The 23686-nt window shown below is 43.6% G+C and carries 18 protein-coding genes; 9 read left to right on the top strand and 9 right to left on the bottom strand.

What is annotated here, in order from left to right; all coding sequences use genetic code 11:
* The first annotated feature begins 12 nt into the window (after nucleotides 1–12).
* Nucleotides 13–375, top strand: coding sequence for a DUF3024 domain-containing protein (locus FTW16_RS09625; protein ID WP_146490862.1), 363 nt, complete (start codon nucleotides 13–15; stop codon nucleotides 373–375).
* 86 nt (nucleotides 376–461) lie between these two features.
* Here FTW16_RS09625 and FTW16_RS09620 read toward each other — a convergent pair whose 3' ends face one another.
* Nucleotides 462–1292 (bottom strand): helix-turn-helix domain-containing protein, encoded by an 831-nt coding sequence (locus tag FTW16_RS09620; protein WP_146490861.1) that lies wholly within the window; start codon nucleotides 1290–1292, stop codon nucleotides 462–464.
* Between the two features lie 135 nt (nucleotides 1293–1427).
* Entirely contained in the window at nucleotides 1428–3434 is a 2007-nt protein-coding gene (rnb, locus tag FTW16_RS09615; protein ID WP_146490860.1) for an exoribonuclease II, read from the bottom strand.
* 308 nt (nucleotides 3435–3742) lie between these two features.
* On the opposite strand from rnb, the gene FTW16_RS09610 reads away from it, so the two are divergent.
* Entirely contained in the window at nucleotides 3743–5809 is a 2067-nt protein-coding gene (locus FTW16_RS09610) for a DEAD/DEAH box helicase (protein WP_146490859.1), read from the top strand.
* Between the two features lie 715 nt (nucleotides 5810–6524).
* The gene (locus FTW16_RS09605; protein WP_048661156.1) at nucleotides 6525–7718 is read left to right on the top strand and encodes an acetate/propionate family kinase; all 1194 of its coding nucleotides are present in this window, start codon (nucleotides 6525–6527) and stop codon (nucleotides 7716–7718) included.
* A gap of 147 nt (nucleotides 7719–7865) precedes the next feature.
* Here FTW16_RS09605 and FTW16_RS09600 read toward each other — a convergent pair whose 3' ends face one another.
* The gene (locus FTW16_RS09600; RefSeq protein ID WP_146490858.1) at nucleotides 7866–8786 is read right to left on the bottom strand and encodes a LysR family transcriptional regulator; all 921 of its coding nucleotides are present in this window, start codon (nucleotides 8784–8786) and stop codon (nucleotides 7866–7868) included.
* A 204-nt stretch (nucleotides 8787–8990) separates the two neighbouring features.
* Between FTW16_RS09600 and FTW16_RS09595 the strand changes: the two genes are divergently transcribed.
* The 3 genes from FTW16_RS09595 (at nucleotide 8991) to FTW16_RS09585 (ending at nucleotide 13507) form a co-directional block, all read left to right on the top strand.
* Nucleotides 8991–9968 (top strand): DUF1254 domain-containing protein, encoded by a 978-nt coding sequence (locus FTW16_RS09595; RefSeq protein WP_146490857.1) that lies wholly within the window; start codon nucleotides 8991–8993, stop codon nucleotides 9966–9968.
* A gap of 270 nt (nucleotides 9969–10238) precedes the next feature.
* A complete protein-coding gene (locus tag FTW16_RS09590) occupies nucleotides 10239–12551 on the top strand; it encodes a hypothetical protein (RefSeq protein ID WP_186728046.1) in 2313 nt (770 codons plus the stop codon).
* Between the two features lie 245 nt (nucleotides 12552–12796).
* Complete coding sequence (locus FTW16_RS09585) at nucleotides 12797–13507, top strand: hypothetical protein (protein ID WP_146490855.1); 711 nt, start codon at nucleotides 12797–12799, stop codon at nucleotides 13505–13507.
* A gap of 135 nt (nucleotides 13508–13642) precedes the next feature.
* Here FTW16_RS09585 and FTW16_RS09580 read toward each other — a convergent pair whose 3' ends face one another.
* Nucleotides 13643–14482 (bottom strand): patatin family protein, encoded by an 840-nt coding sequence (locus FTW16_RS09580; protein ID WP_146490854.1) that lies wholly within the window; start codon nucleotides 14480–14482, stop codon nucleotides 13643–13645.
* An 87-nt stretch (nucleotides 14483–14569) separates the two neighbouring features.
* Nucleotides 14570–15130 (bottom strand): helix-turn-helix domain-containing protein, encoded by a 561-nt coding sequence (locus FTW16_RS09575; protein WP_146490853.1) that lies wholly within the window; start codon nucleotides 15128–15130, stop codon nucleotides 14570–14572.
* Nucleotides 15131–15229: 99 nt separating this feature from the next.
* Between FTW16_RS09575 and FTW16_RS09570 the strand changes: the two genes are divergently transcribed.
* Nucleotides 15230–16423, top strand: coding sequence for a benzoate/H(+) symporter BenE family transporter (locus FTW16_RS09570; RefSeq protein ID WP_146490852.1), 1194 nt, complete (start codon nucleotides 15230–15232; stop codon nucleotides 16421–16423).
* Nucleotides 16424–16593: 170 nt separating this feature from the next.
* Entirely contained in the window at nucleotides 16594–16980 is a 387-nt protein-coding gene (locus tag FTW16_RS09565) for a hypothetical protein (RefSeq protein ID WP_146490851.1), read from the top strand.
* Nucleotides 16981–17108: 128 nt separating this feature from the next.
* Here the strand turns inward: FTW16_RS09565 and FTW16_RS09560 are convergent, their stop codons facing one another.
* Nucleotides 17109–18041: a LysR family transcriptional regulator gene (locus FTW16_RS09560; RefSeq protein WP_146490887.1), complete on the bottom strand. Its 933-nt coding sequence runs from the start codon at nucleotides 18039–18041 to the stop codon at nucleotides 17109–17111.
* 199 nt (nucleotides 18042–18240) lie between these two features.
* Between FTW16_RS09560 and FTW16_RS09555 the strand changes: the two genes are divergently transcribed.
* Nucleotides 18241–19266: a zinc-binding alcohol dehydrogenase family protein gene (locus tag FTW16_RS09555; RefSeq protein WP_146490850.1), complete on the top strand. Its 1026-nt coding sequence runs from the start codon at nucleotides 18241–18243 to the stop codon at nucleotides 19264–19266.
* A 169-nt stretch (nucleotides 19267–19435) separates the two neighbouring features.
* Here the strand turns inward: FTW16_RS09555 and FTW16_RS09550 are convergent, their stop codons facing one another.
* Genes FTW16_RS09550 through FTW16_RS09540 form a run of 3 tightly spaced genes read right to left on the bottom strand, consistent with a single transcriptional unit; the run spans nucleotide 19436 to nucleotide 23685 of the window.
* Nucleotides 19436–20638: a type III PLP-dependent enzyme gene (locus tag FTW16_RS09550; protein ID WP_146490849.1), complete on the bottom strand. Its 1203-nt coding sequence runs from the start codon at nucleotides 20636–20638 to the stop codon at nucleotides 19436–19438.
* Nucleotides 20631–22496 carry an IucA/IucC family protein gene (locus FTW16_RS09545; RefSeq protein WP_146490848.1) on the bottom strand — a complete coding sequence of 622 codons (1866 nt, stop codon included), beginning with the start codon at nucleotides 22494–22496 and terminating at the stop codon, nucleotides 20631–20633. The genes FTW16_RS09550 and FTW16_RS09545 overlap by 8 nt, the downstream gene beginning before the upstream one ends.
* On the bottom strand, nucleotides 22468–23685 hold the full coding sequence (locus FTW16_RS09540) for an MFS transporter (protein ID WP_146490847.1): 1218 nt from the start codon (nucleotides 23683–23685) through the stop codon (nucleotides 22468–22470). Before FTW16_RS09540 ends, FTW16_RS09545 begins: the two co-directional genes overlap by 29 nt.
* Nucleotide 23686: the final 1 nt, after the last annotated feature.

Below are 23686 nucleotides of genomic sequence, written 5' to 3'. Positions count from 1 at the left end.
ACAAGGGGTGTTATGTCCGTCATTCATATCGAACTGAATCGTCTTTTAATTGGGGCTGAGAGGCTCTGTACATCTCGGAATAGCAGTTTACCTGTCGAGTTAGGCAAATCCCTATATGAAGAGTGTGAGGGGGGAGTGCTGTTTTCTCAGGCGCATTATCTACTCGACTCATCTCACAGTGATTATACAAACGAGATTGCCTGCGTGACCTTTGATGAATCGTTATCTTGTTGGTTGGTGATGGTGCCGCTTGAAGGCGATGCTGAAACTGATTCCGTGAATTGGGGACCTTATCCCTACCTTCCTAAATCGAAGGATCTTGATGCAATTCTGGCTGAGATAGAAAAAGATCCTAAATCATACTTCTGGTCATAACCAATGGGTTCCGACAATTGCGGGTGGCGTAACCCCAGAGTTAACTTGTTTACACCACCTTCCACTCAATACTTTCTTCAATATGTTTAAATTTGAGTCTTTAAGCCTTGTGTTTGAGCTTGTGCGACTAACGAACGGAAGTCTTTGGGTGCCTTGCCGTGATACGTCTTAAAAGCAGTGCTGAAGTGAGCCGCGCTTTTAAAGCCAGATTCATAAGCAATTTGAGTGATAGATTTATTCGATGTTCTGAGCTGAGTGGCCGCGTGGGCGATTCGCTTGATCTTTAATAGATTTGAAAAGGAAAGATCTTCGGCCGATAAACGGCGTTTAAGTGTGGCTGGTGACATCCCCATATAGCTGGCTAGAGTATCGAGTGAGATATTATTTTCTATGTTCTGTTCAATGTAATGGATAACTTTTTGTGTCACGGTCAACCTTGAAGCTCGGGCAATGATAACCAATAGAGCAGGGTGCTGTTCCACCATCAGAGAAAGCAAGCCTAAGCCTAATTGAGTGAGTGCGTAGTCATTCTTAGTTGATGAATTTGCAAGCGATATGATGAGTCCTTTTAGTTGACAGATTTCGGTGTCAGTTTGATTGAACTTAATGTACTTGTCTGGGATTCGAGTGGATTCTAAATCGCTGAAATTATTGATGAATTTCTGGAAAATGGTCAGATCGAAATCTACACAGGTTGCGCTAAATTCACCATTTTCGGTGTTAACCGTGATGTCTTTAATCTGTCCTGAATTGTAGATCGTAAAATCCCCCGCTTGTAACGAGGCTTCAGTGCCATTGGGTAACACGAAAGAAATGCTGCCCTTTGATACTATGAAAATACCGTTTTTAGAGGCGGGGTAACGTTCTCGCTTCCTAGGTATGAAGTTTCTAAATTGGGTAACAGTGATTGATGACATAGTTCGCTTCTTTGACGTTGTAAATTGATTGCTTATTTTTTTTAAGTATTGTTTAAGCATGAGACATTTACAAAAAAGGCGCTAATTAATAGCGCCTTTAGAAGTGAACCTTTGAGGCTTTTAGCCTTGTAAGGTCTAAGCTTCGGTTTCGTTTGTTGTTTCAGGCTCGCTAGGCAAGTCCGCAAATACTTGAGTAGGTTTAGCTACTAAGTTACGGTTTTCCTGATTAACTTCGGAGAGAACTACTTCTAAAACGTCTCCTAGTTTGTATACCATTTCTTTATCGATAGATACAGTACCCATATCACCGTTGCACTCTATTCTTTCTTTATTATCAAGAATGAGAGATCCAGGGATAAATGCAGCAGCTCCATTTTCAAGTAGACGCACACGCATACCTGCACGGTTAATATCGAAAATCTCTGCTTGGAAGCGAGTTTCTTCTGCTGGAGCATTTGCTAGAGTGCGAGCATACAACCAATCGCCAACATTACGCTCAGCCATGCCGTGGTGGCGACGGTGAAGGGCAAGTTCATCACCAATGGTTTCATCTGGTGTTTGAATTGGTGCTTTACCTAAGATATGCGCTTTCAGCATACGGTGGTTAATCATGTCGCCGTATTTACGAATTGGAGAAGTCCACGTTGCGTAAATATCTAAACCCATCGCGTAGTGTGGCGCAGGCTCATTGCTGATTTCGCTGTACGCTTGGAACTTACGAATACGGTTGTCGTAGTAGCTGTTGTCTAAAGAACCTAACCAACGACGTAGAGTAGCAAAACCTTCTAGAGAAACGATCTGCTCTTCAGTGAACGGTGTTTCTGCTTGCGGGTTTACCAGTTCAAGAACGTCAGAGACTTTCTCAGCCTTGAAACCAGAGTGGCAGTTAAACACACCTTGGTTGAAGTTTTCTTTTAGTACTCGGCCCGCACAGATGTTCGCGCTGATCATAGACTCTTCTACTAGCTTGTTTGCGCTACGACGCATATCTGCGTGAATAGCAACAACATCGTTATCTTCGCTAAGTTCAAAGCGGTAGTCAGGGCGATCTGGGAACACAACAGCGTTTGCTGAGCGCCATGCTGAACGTGCTTGAGCGAATTGGTGAAGATCAGAAACAATCGCAGCGATCTCTTCAGATGGTTGCCACTTCTCTGATGCACCAGTTTCTAGCCAGTCAGATACATTGTCGTAAGCAAGACGAGCATGAGATTTGATGTTTGCAGCGAAGAAGTTGATGTCGTCGCCGATAACGCCATCTTTAGATACCGTTACTGTGCAGCAAAGAGCAGGGCGAACTTCATTTTCGATCAGTGAACATAGGTTGTCAGCAAGATCACGAGGTAACATTGGGATGTTACGGCCAGGAAGGTAGATTGTGAAACCGCGCTCGCGAGCCACTTTATCCATCGCGTCATCTGGAGAGATGTAAGCCGTTGGATCAGCAATTGCGATTGTCAGTTCAAAATCACCGTTCTCTTTTTTCTTCGCGTAAAGCGCATCATCCATATCTTTTGTGCTTTCGCCATCGATAGTCACAAACGGGATGTGTGTCATGTCTACACGTTCAAGATCGGCGTCGTCGTTGATTAGCCAGTTGTCGATGCCTTCAGGTTCGCTGTTTGGTAGGTCGTTTTGTGCCAGCGTTACCCACCAAGGTGCAATCTTGTCGTCAGCGTCTGTGATTTTCTCAGAGATCTGAGCCAAGAAGCCATTGTCACCTTTTAATGGGTGCTGAACGATATGAGCAACAACCCAATCACCTTCTTTAAGCGTTTCAGGATTTAGACCCTTCTTTGCTTTCGCTTTAAGTTGCAGTTTTTTTAGCTGCGGGTGATCAGGAACAACGTTCAAGCGGCCTTTGAAAAGCTTAACTCGCGCAATAAAGCGAGTAAGGCCTTGTTCAATCAATTCCTCAGGTTCTGCTACTTCGCGCTCTTTCTCTGTGCGAATGATGGCAATCACCTTGTCACCGTGCACACATTTCTTCATGTACGGAGGCGGGATAAAGAAGCTTGTTTTGCTATCAACTTCGAGAAAACCAAAACCTTTTTCAGTGGCTTTGATAGTGCCTTCCTTTTTAGGGAGGGTTTCTTGGATTTGCTGCTTGAGTTGAGCGAGTAGAGGATTATCTTGAAACATTTGACTTTTATCTAACGAGAACAATTGAGCACACTATAATCATTGCGAGGCACGATTACTACTTAAAGCCGAAGTGAGCGTAAATTAATTACCCTCTTATTTAACTCTATCAATTTGGTCGAACTCTATCGCCCTGACGAGATATTCATCAAGTTTTGACGATATGATAGCCAGTATTGATGGAAAACCGAAAAATATGTGATGTATTTCAATTTTTTCTGGCTTTTTTTATGCATTTAGGGAATAATCCGCCTCCCTTAGACGTCCCTAATGGCTTGAAGTGTTTTATTACTGCTTCGTAACTCTGAATGGAATCAGTATCTGATTGGATCAGTATTGGAATTGATAGAGCTCCCGGGACCTTTTGTTTACTTATATATAGTGGGATCCCAATGTCCGAATCTGTAATTCAATTTAATGAATTAGCCCTAAACGATAACATTCTTTCAGCTCTTGATAGCATGGGTTTCGTTTCTCCAACTCCAATCCAAGCAGCAGCTATTCCTCTTCTTCTTGAAGGCCGTGACGCACTAGGTAAAGCACAGACTGGTACTGGTAAAACAGCAGCATTCTCTCTGCCTTTACTTAACAAAATCAACCTAAACCAACACAAACCACAAGCAATCATCATGGCTCCTACTCGTGAGCTAGCGATTCAAGTTGCTGCGGAAATCAAAAACCTTGGCCGTGACATCAAAGGTCTTAAAGTTATTGAAATCTACGGTGGTGCTTCAATTGTTGACCAAATGCGTGCTCTAAGCCGTGGTGCTCACATTGTTGTTGGTACTCCAGGTCGTGTTAAAGACTTACTAACTCGTGACCGTCTACACCTAGATGAAGCACACACATTTGTTCTTGATGAAGCAGATGAAATGCTAAAAATGGGCTTCGTAGATGACGTTACTTGGATCCTAGAGCAAGCTCCAGAATCTGCACAACGTGTACTTTTCTCTGCAACTATGCCTCCAATGGTTAAGACTATTGTTGACCGTTACCTACGTAACCCGGCTAAAGTTGACGTTGCTGGTACTAACCACACAGTTGATAAAGTAGCGCAGAACTTCTGGGTTGTTAAAGGCGTAGAAAAAGACGAAGCAATGTCTCGTCTTCTAGAAACTGAAGAAACTGACGCGTCAATCGTATTCGTACGTACTCGTCAAGACACTGAGCGTCTAGCTGATTGGCTATCTGCACGTGGCTTCAAAGCTGCTGCACTGCACGGTGATATTCCTCAGTCTCTACGTGAGCGTACTGTTGACCACATCAAACAAGGTGTTATCGACATCCTAGTTGCAACTGACGTTGTAGCTCGTGGTCTTGATGTTCCACGTATCACTCACGTATTTAACTACGACATCCCATTCGATGTTGAATCTTACATCCACCGTATTGGCCGTACTGGCCGTGCTGGACGTAAAGGTAAAGCGATCCTATTAGTTCGCACTAACCAAATTCGCATGCTGCGCACAATCGAGCGCGTAACTAAGTCATCTATGGAAGAAATCCAACTTCCTCTACGTGACCAAGTTGCTGCTGCACGTGTTGCTAAGCTTGGCGCTGAACTTGAAACTGAGAAAGAAAGCAAAGCACTAGAAAACTTTGCAGGTCTTATCTCTACTCTTCAAGAGTCTCTAGAAGTTGATGCTGCTACTTTAGCTGCAATGCTTCTTAAGCGTCAGCAAGGTAAGAGCCCACTATTCTACGTTGGTGAAGACCCAATGATCGCTGCTATTGAGCGCGATAAGAACCGTCGTAAAGAGCGTCGTGAAGATCGTGACAACGGCCGTGACGGTGGTGGTCGCAACTTCAATACTCAAGATTGGGATACTTACCAACTACAAGTTGGCCGTGAGCAAGGCGTTCAGGTTAAAGACATCGTTGGCGCACTAGCAAACGAACTTGGCCTAACTAAAGGTTCTATCGGTGCAATCAAGCTAGACCAAGGTTCTACTTACGTTCAACTGCCAAAAGCAATGAACTCTGAAACTGCTGGTAAGCTGAGCAAACTACGTATTCGTCAAAAAGAAGCTGGCGCTGTTGTTGTTGATTTCAACGACTTCCGTGAGCCTCGTCGTGGCGGCGGCGGTCGTGATGGCAACCGTGGCGGCGGTCGTGGCGGTCGTGATGGTGGCGGCTACCGTGGTAACCGTGATGGTAACCGCGAAGGTGGTAACCGTGAAGGCGGTCGTGGTGGATACCGTGGCAACCGTGATGGTGCTCGCGATGGTAACTCTGCTGGCGGACGTGATGGCGAACGTCGTTTCGACCGTAACCGTGGTGGCGATCACCGTGGTAACTTCCGTGGCGAACGTGGTCATGGTAACGGCAATGGCGGTGGTAACCGTGGTCGTCGTCCAGAGCGCAACGAAGGTTAATCAACCTGTCGCTTAGACTCTTTAGTCTAGACACTGAATTTCAAAGCCGAGCGTAATGCTCGGCTTTTTTGTGCCTGCTATTTGAACTTAAGCCTTTGTTGGCTCGATATACGTAGTCAGCTTACTTCAACTAAGCTTTACGCCTATAACTTATCTGAGTGCCAATAAATTAGCTGTATCGCGTTCTAAGCCTTTACCAAAAGAATGTGCTACAAGATGCCGAAACAAAGAGTGAAGGCTATCTAAGCGACGTTACATACGCATATTCGAACCGTTGTGCTCGAAGGCAATCAAAAGAAGATCGGCTCTGTCGTTCATTATTCTCAACACACCTGTGATCTTTTTGATGTAAACACTGAGAAATTGAGATTTCGAGTAAGAAGTTGTCGGTAATGCTAAGAAGGCGAAAGGGAAGGGGTGGTTGTTTTCTAGGCGTATTACCTACATTTATTCGAGTCGCTCTAATTAACTCAATCAAGTTAAAAATAACGTGAGCACTCGTTTGCGTTACTTGTTCGCTAACTTTCTTATTCAACTATTTTTTAATTTCGCTCTCGAAATAAATGGTTTGATGACTAAGATCAACTTAATTGTGTTCATTTAGTGATTTTTCCAAAACAAAAGTTGAAAGATTCAAAAATTATTGAATAATGGGCTTAACTAAAATTGAAGTAAATACTTCATCCAATTCGTACTGAAACAGGATCCATATCCAATGTCTAATTCGTTTGTTCTGGTTATTAACTCGGGTAGTTCATCCCTAAAATTTGCTGTCATTGATTCTGTTTCTGGTGAAGCAGTATTGAGTGGCCTAGGGGAGTGTTTTGGTCTTGAAGATGCTCGCATGAGCTGGAAATATCAAGGCGAGAAAACTGAAATTGCCATTCAAGGTGAGGATAACCACCACAAAATTGCCATTGGCAAACTAGTTGGCCTGATGGAAGATCTAGGCTTCACTGCTGATATCGTTGCTATCGGTCACCGTATCGTTCACGGCGGTGAGAAGTTCACTCAAACCGTTCGTATTACTGAAGAAGTAACGAACGAAATTGAAAGCCTATCTGACCTAGCTCCACTTCATAACCCTGCCGGTGCTATTGGCATCCGTGCTGCGATTGAAGCTTTCCCTTCTCTACCTCAATTTGCTGTATTTGATACGGCTTTCCACCAAACGATGCCACAACGTGCATTCACTGGTGCAATCGCAAAAGAGCTATATACAGACTTCGGCGTACGTCGCTACGGTTTCCACGGTACGAGCCACTACTTCGTTAGCCGTGAAGCTGCGAAGATGGTAAACAAGCCAGTCGAAGAGGCGAGCTTCATCTCTGTTCACCTAGGTAACGGCGCGTCTGTATGTGCAATCAAAGACGGTAACAGTGTTGATACTTCTATGGGTTTCACTCCACTTTCTGGCCTTATGATGGGCACACGTTGTGGTGACTTGGATCCAGGCATCATCGAGTATCTACTTAAGAAAGGTTGGTCACAAGAGCAAGTCTTCAACTCTCTAAACAAGGAGTCTGGTTTCCTTGGCGTGTCTGGCCTTACGAGCGATGCTCGTGGCATTTTAGAGGCAATGGAAGAGGGCCATGAAGGCGCTAAGCTTGCATTTGAGGTGTTTACTTACCGCGTATCAAAGTACATTGCTTCTTACCTTGCAACGTTAGATTCTTTAGACGGCATCATTTTTACTGGTGGTATCGGTGAGAACTCTCTACCAATTCGTCGTGAAATCCTAAACAACCTTAAGATTCTTGGTTTCGTTGAAGATGTAGCGGGTAACGAATCGGCTCGCTTTGGTGCAGAAGGCATCATCGGTAAGTCTGAAATGTTAGACGCAGTAGCAATGGTTATCCCAACCAATGAAGAGTTCGTGATTGCTCAACAGTCGGTAGAGCTTCTGTAATTTAGCTTAATACTAAATACTAAATACTGAAAAGCGAGCCCAAGTGGCTCGCTTTTTTTGTTTGTACGTCGGTATGGTTTCGAGTTTGGTATGACGAGCCCTATTACTCGTTTACGTGATACCAGTCTACAAAAGGCTTGTCAGTTTTTAAGAATCGACTAAAGACTTTATCATTTCATACAGCCATAAGTGTTTCTTACTCTTTCTATTTTTCTTATGGATATAGGCACATAATCGTAGAGTTGTTAGTTCTTCGACATTCGTTACTTTTATCGCTCTGAGCCCCTCTCCACAGTGTTTGACAAAGTTTTCTAGCCCCGGAACAACTAAGTCTGTTCTTAGTACAATCTCTCGAATACTGATTGCTGACGTACTTCTATGGACAACATTTATCTCTAGTCCTTTATTAGCGACAACTTGTTCAATCAGTGATGTATGGAAGGTATTAAAAAATGGCATTTCAACAAGAGCAAAGTCGTACTCCAAAAGCTCTTCTATGGTCGCAGTTTCTTTCTTGAAAGGGTGATCTTCTCTCACTACGGCAACGAAATTTACTTCGCCAAGAGGTAGCTCATAAATATCTTTCGTTGTATTCGAAAACTGAAATTGAACGGCAAGGTCTACTTGATCCGTTTTCATCATTGAAGGGGTTTCAGTTGTCATATTATGAGATGCAAACGTAACGTTAGGACATTGTTCTGAGATCTCAGTGAACATCATCGGTGAGAGCCAAGGAATGATTTGCTGACCCATATCTACAGTAATAGTGCCGTCTAGTTCGCTAGGTTTAAACTCACCGTGTGTATTCACTGCATTTGAGAGCTGAGTTAAAGCGGGAGAAAGGGCCAAGAAAAGGCTGTCAGCATAAGGTGTCGTATCAAACCCTTTTGGTGTTTTAACGAACAACTCATCTTCAAAATGATCTCGCAGTTTATTTATATTTTGGCTGACTGCAGGAGGAGAGATGAACAGCAACTCCGAAGATTTTTTCAAGTTACGTTGCTGATATACAACAGAAAAAAGCTTGAGGAGGTTTAGGTCAAGATTCTTAAACTTATCGTTGCTCATCGGTGTTCCTTCTACCAATAGACGTATTAAGTTCAGCTTAACAGCAAGTTACATATATTCAAATATTCTAAGTTCAGTGGCTTGATTAGAGTAGTAAGCAAATGTAATGGAATACGGGTCAGCAATTGTTCAATATTCAATGTCGCTGATTCGGATGGGTTTGATTAGGAACACATATTAATCTTTGAATCAGCGAGTCAATTTATGAAAAAAACGATTCTATCTTTATCTCTAATTAGTGCATTTAGTTGTGTGGCAGCGCCTGTAACAATGAACAACTACGTTGTTGCTGAATCTGATTGGTACTTTACTGGCGTACAAGAAAAAGTCGGTGTGAACGCATGGATGCATGATGATCCGGTCAGCATAGACAATCAGCAAGTCATCCGTTCAAATCGCGATGTCGTCTACTCAATTGCCATCGTTGACGTCAGTAAAGGTGCAACGTTTACTGTACCTGATTCTGACGATTTTCAGATCATTCACATTATTGATGAGCATCATCTCTTTCACCAAGTCGTAAAAAATGGCGAGACCCTTGAAGTCAATGCTGATGATATTCAAGGTGAGTATGTCTACTTGCTGGCGAGAACGCGTGACAACGGTGACCACGCTGACACCAAGCGTCGCCAAAGTCAGCTTCAGTTTGAAGCGAACGCTGCAAGGCCATATCCGTCAAAAGGCTTTGATGCCGATGAAGTTATTGCTTTTCGCGATGAATTGGTTCGTCAGGTCAATTCTGGTGAGCAGCCTATTGCTGGGCACAACGCTTTCGGAAAAACGCTAGAAGACGTTGACCCACATAACTACGTTTATGCCGCTGCATATGGATGGGGAGGTTTACCAATGGATACTGCTCAATATGTTCCCCTGCAAGTCACTTCAGAAAAGTGCCAAACTTGGACGATAGAAAAACCGGCTTTGGATTGGAAAAATAACGGCTATCTATCTGCAACTTTTTATGGTGCGGATGGTTGGATTCATGAAAATGATTTTTATATTCCCCATTCTGAAATGAAAGATAATGGGAATTCACTTTCATTCACTACCAATTGCAAGACAGGTATGGGGAATGCAACCGTAGAGCAAGGTGGTAACTTCCTCGTAAGAATGTATCTTCCTATTGATGCAGAATTAGTAAAAGAACAAGCAGATAATATGTATAAAGTGAAAGGGAAATAACTGTACATCAAATAAATAGCAATAAATAAAAGGGCTGACCATGTGTTAGCCCTTTTTTTGTATTTTAACTTTCTGGCTTTTTATTTTAAGTAACTGAATAACAATGTTTTTTGTTGCTAGTTTGACTTGTTAAGTGCAGCTTAATAGCCAGTTAAATATTGGCGAAGATTCATAGTTAACCGAAGTCGTTAATATTCACTCATCGCTTCCAAGGATGGTCCGAAAACAAATAGTATTTTGAAATTAATTATATTTACCGGACTTAATTACATGAACATGAATAAAACAATTTTAGCAACTCTAATTACAACTGCATTTTCAAGTAATGTTATTGCACAAAGTGTGGATGTTGAATTAGCAAATTTAGCGACTGAAAAAGCGATCCAATCTCAAATGGATAATATTGATGCTGCGACGCTTGCTAAACTTAATGAACAAAATAATAAGGTAGTGGAGCTAAACGGTGTAGTTTACGAGCAAGATGAATCTGGTGTTTGGAAAGCTATTGGTACCGGTGCTCTTGGTCTTACAGCGGCTTTATTTAGTGGGTCTTCGAGCTCGTCATCAAACAAATTATTAGATACTCCAAATTACGAACAGGGTGCTATTAAGCCAAGTATTGATAACAAGCCAGGTTTTCCGGATGCAGATAAAGATATTCCTCGTGATATCAATTTACTCACGCACGGTGATACTGCATACATGTACGTTAACGGTGAAGAAGTTCGCACTGCTACTCTGGATGTTACTTCAGAAGGTAATTATACAATTACTGGCTCAGAGGGCGCTATGTTCCATGTAACCGGCGATGATGTATTGGTAACAATGGTGAACGGTGAGAGCGTTAAGCTTCACAATGTTAATCGTACCGACGAGCGTAATATTTCATTTTCCGTAGCAGGTGAAAATTACAATCTACACCGTACTTACAATGGTGAAGTTTGGGTTCAGAAAGAACAAGGTAACGGCACTGGAAATTGGGCAACCGTTAAAACCGGTTCAGATGTACTGGCTAACATCCAAGAACGTCAATTAATTAATGCGATTGATAAGACATTACCTGACGTAGACAACTCACCAATTAAACCTGAAGTAGACAATAAACCGGGTTTTCCGGATGTAGATAACGATATTCCTCGTGATATCAATCTAATCACGCACGGTGATACTGCATACATGTACGTTAACGGTGAAGAAGTTCGCACTGCAACTCTCGATGTAATATCAAAGGATAACTTCACAATTACTGGCTCAGAGGGCGCTACGTTCCATGTAACCGGCGACGATGTATTGATAACAATGGTGAACGGTGAGAGCGTTAAGCTTCACAATGTTAATCGTACCGACGAGCGTAATATCTCGTTCTCTGTAGAAGGTGAAAACTACAACCTGCACCGAACTTATAGTGGAGAAGTTTGGGTTCAGAAAGAGCAAGGTAACGGAACTGGTAATTGGGCAACGGTGAAGACTGGCGCAGATGTACTGGCTAACATCCAAGAACGTCAATTAATTAATGCAATTGATAAGACATTACCCGATGTAGATAACAAACCAATTCAGCCAGATAGTGATCTTAAGGCACAATGGGCTGTTAGTGAAGACGAAAAAGGTCGTAAAGCTCTGATGAATAATGGCGAAGTAGTGGCTTACATAGCTAATGATGGTACTCGCTTACGCAATGCAAACAATGAGCCATTAGGTTCAATCACGACATCAGTCAATGATAATGGCGCAACGACTTATTCCGTAACACTCAATAACAACTCTAAATATGAAGGCGCTACGATTACTTACCGCGAAGGTAATGCTGGCAACCACAATATGACATTCACATCTTCTGATGGTCAAACGACTTACCATTGGAGACACGATCGTGGTTTTTACAAAGTAGACGTAGATAATAATTGGGGACAAGAACTTCCTGATTTAGACAATTCTCCAGAATGGGGAGTTGATGCACCGCAATGGGCGGATTATGACAATGATAGCATCAAGAATCGTGAGTTCACCCAAGATAAGAAAGCTCTCGAAGCTCTAGCTAAAGAAGCGGGGTTTGAAATGATGGGCGACTATCTTGATTGGCAGTCTGGTTTCAGCGGTATCTCCGTTAAAGAAAAAAACGAGATAGCTTTCACAATGCTATCAGGAGGTGAGTTGACTGGTAAACAAATCATTCTAATGAACAACCTAACGCTGAATGGCAATGTATCAATGCTACAAACGCTTATGAACGACGCATACAATCACGTTGGTTCATGGGATGAAGTGACAAGTGCTATCAATGCTGCATATGGCAAAGATTTTACGACTGACGGACTACAAAAGTTTGCAGGTCGTAATCAAGATTCTTTAGGTGCTGAACGTAATGCTCAAGCTATCAGACTTCTTATGAGTATCGAAGCGAATGGTGCTGAGTGGGTCAAACATCAGATTAAAACAGAAATCAAAGACCGTATCGTTACTGATCCTGATTTTGGTCAAGGCGAGCGCCTAAAGAATATCGACCGTTCAAAGTTAAAGAATCTAGACCAATCGCAACTTAGTAACATCAGAGCTCGCATTCAAGCACGTTTAGTTAAGTAACTATTGGCCCTCTTTACAACTAGACTTCGACTGTCTTTAGGTCTCCTGTTTTCTAGCTGTAATGCTTATTAACTGAGCCCATGAGTTCATGTAGGACAATGGATTGTCCACCCCATTTTAAGCCTATTAAGTTTACCTTAATAGGCTTTTTCGTATTGCTCAATATTCCAATTGTTTCGCTGCTTATATCATTGCTATCAATAAATAACAGCTCTCATGGATTGAGATCTAAATACGGTTTCAACATGAATAAAATATACTCGCTCGCACTTATTTGTTTCCCTTTTTCTGTACAAGCTGATTGGCAAGATGTGGCTGATTACGTGGGGGACACTTTTAACATCTCGATTAGCAAGCAAAACTATCTCGAACAGAGCAATGATAATGAACTTACCTACACACTCTATGGTTCGCACAACTTCAACGAGACTTGGCGTGTATTCGGGCAGTACGATAGTGATCATTTTGGCGAGTTAGGATTTGGTTATTCCTTCATTCTCGCCGATTTAATCTACAATGAGGTGACCGTTGCTGTTGGTGGTAACCTGGATAACGTAGAGGTGTACAACTCTGGGTTATTTAGTGCTTTTGCTTGGAAAGATGCTGTTTTCTATACTGACTTTACCGTTCAATATATAGACCAAGAACGTATTTTTGTTCGAGATGAAAGCATTTCTTTAGATAAAACCCTCGGTAGTTTTTATGACGTGAACGAGTGGTTATCCCTGTCGCTCTCCTACACCCATCAAATGACACATTACAAAAAATGGACGCCTCATTTAGCAAAGTTTCCAGTTTGTCAGCCTCACTGTTATGGCGATAATAGCTACTCTCATTATCTGAGCCCAGGTGTCACCATCTCTGTATTTGGGGTCAAACCAACAGTTTCTTATAACTATTACTTTGATAATTCAGATTACAATAGTATCGATTTCAATCTAACGTTCGATTTTTGATTGCTCAACAGTCGGTAGAATTTCTGTAATTTAGCTTAAAACTATATACTGAAAAGCGAGCCTATGTGGCTCGCTTTTTGTTTTACAGCTAGAGAACGGAGATTAAAACAGGCCGCTTGACATTGAGTAACTGCTTTATTCTTGTGTAACGAATCGCTCTGCTGCCTTAAGCCCCATTTGGTAACCGGCTTCAAGCTTGTCTTTATCTGTGGTTAACCGTCCGACAGCAAAACTATCGTCCGGTACGATAACCTTAATGGCGCAATCATGAGGTGGGTTCTCAATAAACTCTAAGGTTTGATTGTATTGCTCTGCACGCGTGATCATTGCCTCAGCCAGCTGAGGTGTCTCTTTCATCAGTCGACGTAATATCCAAGGTGCTTTCGGTGGGCGCTTCTTGTAACCCTGCTTTTGCGAGAGGATCACGGTGATCTGTTTCGCCCCTTGTTTATAAGCTTCAATCACTGGAATGGAATCGACCACTCCACCGTCTATCATCTTTCGACCATTTACTCTCAAAGGCGTGCGGTAGGCCATAGGGACAGAGCAGGAAGCTTTGAGGAGTTCTTCTAGGTTACTCTTTTCACCCTGCGTGTAGAGTGGTTCACCAGTTTCAACATCCGTGGTCACGACTTGAAAGGGGAGCGGTTGTTTATCGAAGGTTTCCATATCGTATGGATAGTGTTGTGCGATATGATCCCAAAGCCAGTCGAGGTCAAGCAAGTGTCCACCTTTGGCAAACTTCTTGAAGTTAATAAACTCAGGTTGGCATGAGTAGTCGGAAATAATGGTATAGGTTCGGCCGCGTTGGTTAGATAACCAAGAGGCTAAATTAGTTGAGCCCGCAGAGACGCCGATGCAGAAATCGAACGGGTTGTATTGGTGGTCGATAAAGCCATCTAGTACCCCAGCGGCAAAGATGCCACGCATTGCACCACCTTCCACAACTAGGGTATGTTTTGATTCTAGTGTCATTTTATTATGGGCTCCCTAATTCTTATAGATGCATATCCTTTCACTGTTATTAATACTAGATAAATGGTCGGATGTGTAGGTTAACCTCTATTTTTCAGGGTAGTGGATTACGTTATGGAACACCGCATTGTCTTCACCGAGGTTTTTATATCCGTGCTTCTGGTTAGCGTTAAAGCGAACGGCTTGCCCTGCTCGTAACGTATGCCACTCACCATCAAACATCACGGCCATCTCTCCTGAAATACATAAGATGTGCTCGGTGACGCCTGCGTTATGTGGGTCGGATTTATGGTGGTAATCGGGTGCTAGGGTGAGTTCGAATATTTCAAACCCTAGTGCTTCCTCAAAAGGAAACAACAAACTGACGAAAAAACCAATGTTGTATTCCTCATGCCTTAGTTCGTTTGCATCTCTGAATAAACTCGTCAGTTCACTGTTTGGGCTAGCCGCTATAAAGCTCGAAAGTGACACCTCGAACCCAGAAGCTATCTGCCAGAGCTTAGCGATTGTTGGGCTTGATTCTCCACGTTCAATTTGTCCTAACATTGCTTTACTCACGCCTGTTGCTTTCGCTGTTTTGTCTAAGCTCCAGCCTTTTTCTTGGCGAAGGCGTTTCAAGTTAACGCCGACTTTAATTTCTGTTTGCATATTTTCTCTACAAGTTTTTCAAAAATTAGTTGTGCGTTATAGCGCACGAGTGCTAAGTTCAGTCTATGGACGTTATAACGCACGAAGGAAGAAATTAACATGACTAAGCTAAAATTTTCTCACGTCAGTACCGGCTTTATCGCTGTTTTCATTGGTTATGCGAGCGCTGCGGCGATCATTTTCCAAGCGGCAACGAGTGCTGGAGCAACCGAAGAACAAGTGGCGTCATGGTTTTGGGCGTTGGGAATTGGCATGGGCGTAACCACGATACTGCTCTCGTTTCACTACAAGAAGCCGGTGGTTACAGCGTGGTCGACGCCTGGAGCAGCGTTGTTAATCACGTCTCTTGAAGGGCTAACAATGAATCAGGCAGTGGCCGTGTTTTTGTTCAGTTCGATGTTGATTACGTTAGTTGGTTTGGCGGGAATATTTGAGAAAGTCCTAAAACAGATCCCAACATCGATTGCCTCTGCGATGCTCGCGGGGATTCTATTACAATTCGGCTTGGGTTTATTTACGTCGTTAATGGAAGAGGCACAAGTCGTAGCAGTCATGCTCGCCGTATTTATTTTGGCGAAAGCGCGGTTAGGAAATTTACTAATCCCAAGCATTTTCATCATAGCACTGGTCATGTGTGTGGGGTTTGGCAAACTCGATGTTAGTCAGGTGACTATGGGATTAACGACCCCAGCGTTCATCACGCCCGATTTTGAGTTCTTTTCGTTGTTCAGCGTGGGAATTCCATTATTTATAGTGACGATGGCTTCACAGAACTTACCGGGATTTGCGGTTCTAAAAGCGAACGGATACCAAGTTGATTCATCGAAGATCATTACCACCACCGGGGTGACAGGTTTGATTTTTGCACCATTTGGTGGCTTTGCGTATAACCTTGCAGCGATTACGGGAGCTATTTGCATGGGCCCGAATGCGGATAGTAATCCAAATACACGTTATATGGCGGGGATCTCGATGGGCGTATTTTATCTGTTAGCTGGAGTGATGGGGATGTCATTTGTATCGCTGTTTAGCGCAGTGCCTTCCGAGATTGTCATTGCGGTTGCTGGCTTAGCGGTGATGCCCACCTTGATGAATTGTCTTGCGGTATCAATGGCAGACAGTCACTACCGAGAACCCGCACTGCTTACTTTCTTATTCACTGCTTCTGGTACCAATTTACTGGGAATCGGCAGTGCATTTTGGGGGCTGTGCATCGGGTTGTTTTGTTGCTGGTTACACAATTACAAAGCTAAGTCGCGTGGAGCAAGCGAGGCTTCGCAAACTTCGCCGTAATGAGATGATCCCTCAAATGAGCGAAGCCTTAAATTTATCAGTCGTCATCATGGTGTTCTGTACTTGGTACAAATATTCAGATCGAACCAACCTTAGGTTGTGATTGAGATAGTAATTTGCTACAAAACGCGCATAATCTCGCTATACAACACTTAAAGAAGAAATTACCTATGACTGCCTTTCAATACTACTTTCACCAACTGCCTTGCTTCGATTGTAAAAAAACGACGGTAAGTACAGATCTTGGTTGGTTAACGCCTGCGATGAAAGATGATGCAATCGCACAAGTGACGGCGACACTCGCACAAGGTGAGGTTACTCCAGATCTTTCAGCAGACGTGGTTTGTACGAAAGAAGAAGCACGCGAATACTTGCTGCTGAACTTCTTTGGTTATTCAGAAGAAGAGCTAGCAAGCGGTATCGAAGCGGATGATGAGAAAGAAGTCGCTGATGAAATCGCAGAACTACTAGAAGAAGGTAAAGACACAATCACCTTTGAACATGAAATTGCGCTTCAGTGCTGTGCTGACTGCGATGTTGAAGACGAGTCAAACTAAGCACTCGTATTAGACGATATACCCATCAATATGGTGTGATGTTCAAATGATTAAAGGCGTTAGTGGCTTAAAAGTTCACTAGCGCCTTTTTTGTATCTCTATTTCTTATCTCTAAGCTGCATTAGGCTTTATGATGCTTTGTTTTCTATAATGCCTTGCTCATTGAGTTGTGAAAGGATCTCTGAGGTTTTCTCTCTGAATAAATCTCTTAATAGACGCACCGTCGGGGTAATGGATTGGCGACTTGGACACACTAACCACAACTCGGTAGGTGTCGGCTTAAATTCAGGCATAATTTTAATAACTTCACCTGAAAGCAGATGAGGTGACATGTCTAGACAAGATTTTATTGCCACTCCTTTTCCTGCGATACACCAACGTCTTACAAGGTCTGCGTCGTTCGAAGCGCGATTTCCTTTTAGTTTCACTTTATGATCTTGGGTACCATCGTTAAACATCCACTCGTCTTGCAACATGTCATGGAGTTGGTAAAGCAAACCATTGTACTGAGCTAAGTCTCTCGGGTGTTTTGGTGTTCCCATTTCAGCCAAGTATTCAGGAGCCGCACACAATACCCTCGGCACGTCGCATATCTTAAAACCATACATGTTGGCATCGGTCGGGGATCCGTAGCGCAGCGCCATATCGACGGAATCTCGGTAGAAATCGATATTGCTATCGCTGATGCTAGTACGAAGCGTCGCCTTTGGATATTCAAGTAAGAACTCATCAAGCCAAGGTGTAACTAGGTTGCGCCCTAGATCCGATGAAAGCGCTATACGAATTTCACCGTCAACAATACCGAGTTCCTCGCGCATGTTGAGCTTCGCTTGCTCTAACAATTTCAAGGCTTGTTCGCATTCAGGCAAATAACGCTCACCTGCTGAAGAGAGCCTTAAATGGCGAGTGGTTCTTACAAACAGCTCAGCGCCCAGTGCGGCTTCAACACGTTTGACGGCAGCGCTCGCGGTGGCAGTACGCATATCAAGGTTGGTGGCTGCAGCGGTGATACTGCGAAACTCCGCTACCTTTAAAATCACTTGTAGGTCTTCAAGAAGCATTTCGTTTCCTTGTTCTGAACCTTGAATCGGTTGTTTTGTTACCGATAAATTAGGCATTTTCTAATTACTAATCTTAGTATTTTGCCTGCGCATATACATCTTATTATCAAAAGTTATTTGATAATAATTCAAATATTAGGCTGTTTATCTAAAGAGAAAAGTCTCTAAGCTTCAATTATCGAATTTAAGGAGAAGTATCATGTCATTACCATTAACAATGAAAGCAATCGGATTTACTCAGTCACTAGCGATTACAGAACAAGAAAGCCTATTTGAATTTGAAACGAGCCTACCGGAAATAAAAGAGAATGACTTGTTGGTAAAAGTGAGTGCGACTTCTATCAACCCTGCTGACGCAAAAATTCGTATTCGTAATGCCAAAGACAAAACACTCGAACAACCAAAAGTGCTGGGCTATGACGCAGTCGGCGAAGTTGTTGGCAAAGGTGCTGACGTTGAAGGCTTCGAAGTCGGTGGCCGTGTGTACTATGCGGGTGACGTAACACGTATGGGTGCTAACGCAGAATACCAAGCTGTGGACTACCGTATTGCCGCTAAAGCGCCTAAGAGCCTTTCAGATGAAGCTGCAGCAGTGATGCCACTAGCAACACTGACTGCATGGGAAGCATTGTTTGACCGCCTACGTGTTCGTCCAGAAGAGAAAAAGTCTATTCTGATCATTGGTGGAGCGGGTGGTGTAGGTTCGATCACTATTCAACTGGCTAAGCAGCTGACCAACCTAAAAGTTATCGCAACAGCTTCAAGACCTGAAACGGAACAGTGGGTAAGGGATATGGGAGCGGATTATGTGGTGAACCACCGTAACCTTGTCGAGTCAGTGCGAGAGCAGGGCATTCAACATGTCGACTACATCTTCAATGTTGCTGATACAAAAGGGCACTGGGATGCGATGGTTGAGTTGATCGCACCACAAGGTATGATCAGTTCGATTGTTGAATTTGACGGTGGCATTGACTTATCAGCGCTGCAAGGCAAATCAGCGGGCTTTATTTGGGAGCTGATGTTCACGCGTTCACTGTTTAACACCGACGATATCCAGAAGCAGCAAGACATCTTATTCCAAGCTGCGAATCTGATTGATGCTGGTCGAATTAAATCGACGCTAACCACGACCCTAGATGGCTTTAGTGTGGATACAATTAAAGATGCACACCAACGTATTGAAAGCAGTGCCTCGATTGGTAAAACAGCCATCAAATACTAGTCTTTGATGTTTGAGTCTGTAGTTGTTTGGTAAAAGGGCTGCGATAAACATAAGAAAGGCGTTAGCAGACCTGAGTTTGCTAACGCCTTTTTTATTTTGTGGTCTTAGCTAGCTCCACGGAGTTTCAACTCAACCCGTCAGTTAGAAACCATAGAGCATGGCGGAGTGCTTAGAAATAATGAAACACCGGAGGTTCATGCATTAAGAAGTTTTGATGCGAGATGTTCCAAGCATAAGCGCCTGCTAGGGTGAACACCACATAGTCACTGATATCGATTTGCTCGATATGTTGCTTTCGTGCCAGAACATCTTTTGGAGTACAAAGCTGTCCAACCAACGTGGCTTTAGCATGGTTTATCGGATGTGAAATGGTGGGTTGTTGATTACTTTTCACGATAGCAAAAGGGTGGTCATGGTTTTGTGCAGCTGGCGTACGGAAATGATGTGTTCCACCACGAGCAATCACGAAGTTCTCACCAAGGTTTTGCTTGATATCCAGTACCTCCATCACGTAATAGCCGCACGGTGCTGAGATATAGCGGCCACATTCAAAACGTAGCTTCCAGTCTTGCAGATGTTCTTTAGCAATCAAGAACTCCAATTTGTCGCAGAACTCTATCCAAGGAAAGTGTTGCTTCGGGTTTTGGTAATTGATTCCCATACCGCCACCAAGGTTGATGATCAGCTCATCGAGTGAGAATGTCTTTTGCCACTCTTTGACGACTTGGAAATAGCGTTGCATCAAGGCGAGGTGGCGATCGACTTCAAGTTGATGCGACATTAAGTGGAAGTGGAAGCCTTTTAACTTTATCAAGGGAAAGTCGCGCAGATACATCAAGGCGTTATTGAGTTCACCCTCATCGAGCCCAAACGGAGTGGGTTTTCCGCCCATGGCTAACTTGCTAAGTGTGATGTCACCAATGTCTATGTTCATACGCAAGAAGATCGAAGCAGGTCGATTCAATCTCCGAGTTAAAGCACCAATGCGTTGTAACTCAGTGAGGCTCTCTACATGAATCGCATCAACATCGAGTTCAATTGCTTGCTCTAGTTCACTTGGCATTTTCCCTGGGCCACCAAAGATCAGTGGTTTATTGAGTTGTTGTTGGTGGAGGTGTGTAAGCTCTCCGCCTGATGCCGCTTCGAAACCATCAACATAAGGGGCTAAAGTACGCAGTATTGGCGCTGAAGGGTTCGCTTTCGAGGCGTAAAATAGCTCTACGTTTTTTGGCAATACATGGCGCATCTGCTTAATGTGCTGCTCCAATGCATCGAGATCATAAAGATAAGCACATAATGGTTGAGTTTGTTGCTTGGCCAATTGGTGTATTTCTTGGTGGATGTTCTCAGGAAGTTGAGACGAATTAAGCATGGTGAGCTCCTCTTTTATGAGTCGGCCAAGGTGCTGCTACTTGGGTGTACCCAGACTCTTTATCGGCATTTTTCATCAAACGTGTTGTGAAGTTGTTTTTGCTAGGGAAATGACCATCGTTAAGCAATGCCATTAGTTCGGGTTGCTGACCATTGATCGACTGCCAACGGATGATTGCGTCTTTTAAAGTTCCCCATAACGTATTTTCAAGTGCTGAGTCCCCCTCAGCGATAAAGAAAATCGCCTCACTGATATTGTTAATGAAGGTGCAATAGCCGATACGGTTCCAACCTTGCTCACGGCTGTAGTACACCGATTGACGAGCACGCTCTGAAAGTTGCTGAAGAGTCTCTGATGGCCAAAACTCGGGTAGCAGCTTGGTGCCTTCTAAGTCTCGAATCCATACACAACATGGCATGTCTTTTTCAAATCCAATCAACGTATTTTGTAAATGAGGTTCAAATGCAACTCCATGCTTGAAGTAGTAGTTAAAAACGCCTGGAATCAAACAATGCAGATAGCGCTCAAACCACAGTGTGGCGACATTTTCATATTGGCTTTGTGTTGTTTGCGCTTTGTGTTTGAGTTGAGTGGCGATGCAACTGTTCCCGTCTGTGTCGTAAGCAAAGAGCGCACCCGCTAACGTTGGCTGCAAAATATCGGTTTCGCTTAAAGTGAAATTCTCTCTATATAAAATGCCAAATGACTCTCGAGCCTTAATAACATCAGCATGTTCTTGTTCAGCCACAGATTCTAGATTCAATGTGGTTGCGTAAGGCTCTGTCATTACCTTGAAGACAGGGTTACGTAACTGCTCACCCTCTTTGATTGGGTGCAGAATCGAGGTTAATTGAACGGCACTATCGAGCTCATACCATGCGTTCTTACGTACACAGTTGGTTAAACGTACATTGATAGAGAACTTAGCAAACCAATCCATGTCTGGGTGATACAGAGTGCGCACGGATGAGGTGGGTAAGAGTTTCTCACCACCTAATCCAAGCGGGATGATTTTTCCTTGTTCAATGGCCGTTTTGACCACTGGGTTTTGCAAAAGTGTGTAACTTTCCCAAGGGTGACAAGGGTAAAGAATAGTACCTGCTGAATTGTTTTCATCAGGTGCAAGTTGTTCAAGCATGGTCGTTGGTGAGGTTCGGTTATCTGAACTTAAGACGTCGAGCAACGCGGTGTCGACTTTAAACCAATACAGGGGAACCTTAGCGCCAACCTCAGGGGAACACGCTAGCAGATCATCGATACTGACACCTGAACGACTCTTTGGCGTTGGATGAAAAGTATGTCCCCAAAGTAACGATTGCTCTGATGCGATAAACGCATTGTGATGCTGAGGTGAGTTGTCTGAGTTTAGGAACTGCTCGGTAATCAACAAACTGTTTTCCATTTGCTCGACCAACTCGTGATTGAATGGAATCGTCAACATTTCTTTTAGGTAACTGAGTAGAAGCGTCAGGGTTTGAGTTGCGTCCAATTTGCACCAAGCTGCACCGGGCATTTTAGCCCAAGGTGTATCACTGAGCTTCACTTTCCCCAGTTTACTGGTGTACTCAACGGGTAAAACCATCAGACCATTTTTCTGAGGTTGATCTTGGTGAGGTAGGTGAATGGCCACGCGTTGGTGAGCGTTGTAGTTTCTTTTCAAAGTTTGAGGCAGAGAGGCAGAACTGTAGCACCAATCAACCTGTTCATTGGGTATTGCGTATTCACGTAAGTAACAGTTCACTACACCCATGATGGTATTGAGTTGGGCTTTTTCTCGGTTTAGCAGTACTTTTTTACGATTTTGAAGAACTTGGTCTTCAGCGGAATATTCACTTGGAGATAATTGAGTCTGTAACATGTTGATGTCCAAATTTTGAATGGATGATCAGCGCGATAGCTGTAATGCCACTGACCAACATAGAAAGTATGAAAGGAACCTCAAGCCAGCCCTGGCTTGATATGAAAGACGCGCTCAACCCAGCCGCAACGCCACCCCATTTAGACATAGCGTCAAAGCGCGAAAATACTCTGCCGCTTTGTCGTCGATCAATTTGGTTTGCTAACGCTTGATGCAAGCCGTGATAACAGCAAACCATGCCAAGTCCGAAAACAATACGAGCAATAATCAACACTTCTTGATAAGGAGTGAGATGCATTGCGGCACTGAGTGAAAGCAAACTAAAGCCCAGCCATAAAGTACGCTGCGCTTGATTGCGTTCAAGCTGGTGGCGATCAATCCGTTCTGAGAACAGATGAACTTTCCCTGCAAAGACGAGATAAACACCATGTGGGAGGGCATACAAAAATCCAATCCACGCTTGGCTTGTCACGCCATATTGCTGCACATAAGGTGAGAAATAAGGGAACGTGACGACCATGGCGAAAGCAAAACTGAACTGCGCGCCAAACACCCAATAAAGCGTATTTAACGAATTGACTTGGCTGCATTGAGCTTTATCCGATGCCTGATCTTTTACAATCCCCTTAGATTTCGCTAAGTCATCAATGGGTAATGTTAAGGTGATCACTAGCGCGAATAGCGGCAAAGCGGACAGCCACAGATACGCGTTCAGCGGGTTTGTTTCCGATAAACTCCAGCCAAGCCCAATCGGAGCAATAATTAGCGCCAGACGGGCAGAAAGCTGAGTTTTATTGAGTGACTTACCGAGTGCTTTCGCATCGTTGATTTGACTGGATAAGTAGCTGTTTGAGGCGGCCATGGTGCCACCAAAGGTTCCTTGAATGATAAGACCAAACACAAACATTGCGAGGTTATCGGCTAAGCCACACAGCGCGAAGCCTGCTGCAAGCCCGAGTTGAGCACGCAATAGAGATCGACGTCTGCCATATTTATCAGCAAACTGACCCCAAAAGCGCGCCGCAACGGCAGTGCAAAAGGTCGGCAAAATAAACAGTACCCCCGCCCAATCCGAAGTAATGTTTGCATCCAGTGTTGGCAATACCATCGGCAAAAACAGCGGCATTCCTAAGGCTGCAAACGCGGCGATAAAGTGGCTTAAAAGCACGCAATAGATGAGTTTGGTCATG

It is taken from the genome of Vibrio sp. T20, from assembly GCF_007858795.1.
Classification (GTDB): Bacteria; Pseudomonadota; Gammaproteobacteria; order Enterobacterales; family Vibrionaceae; genus Vibrio; species Vibrio satsumensis.
This window is presented reverse-complemented; position numbering and strand designations above follow the sequence as displayed.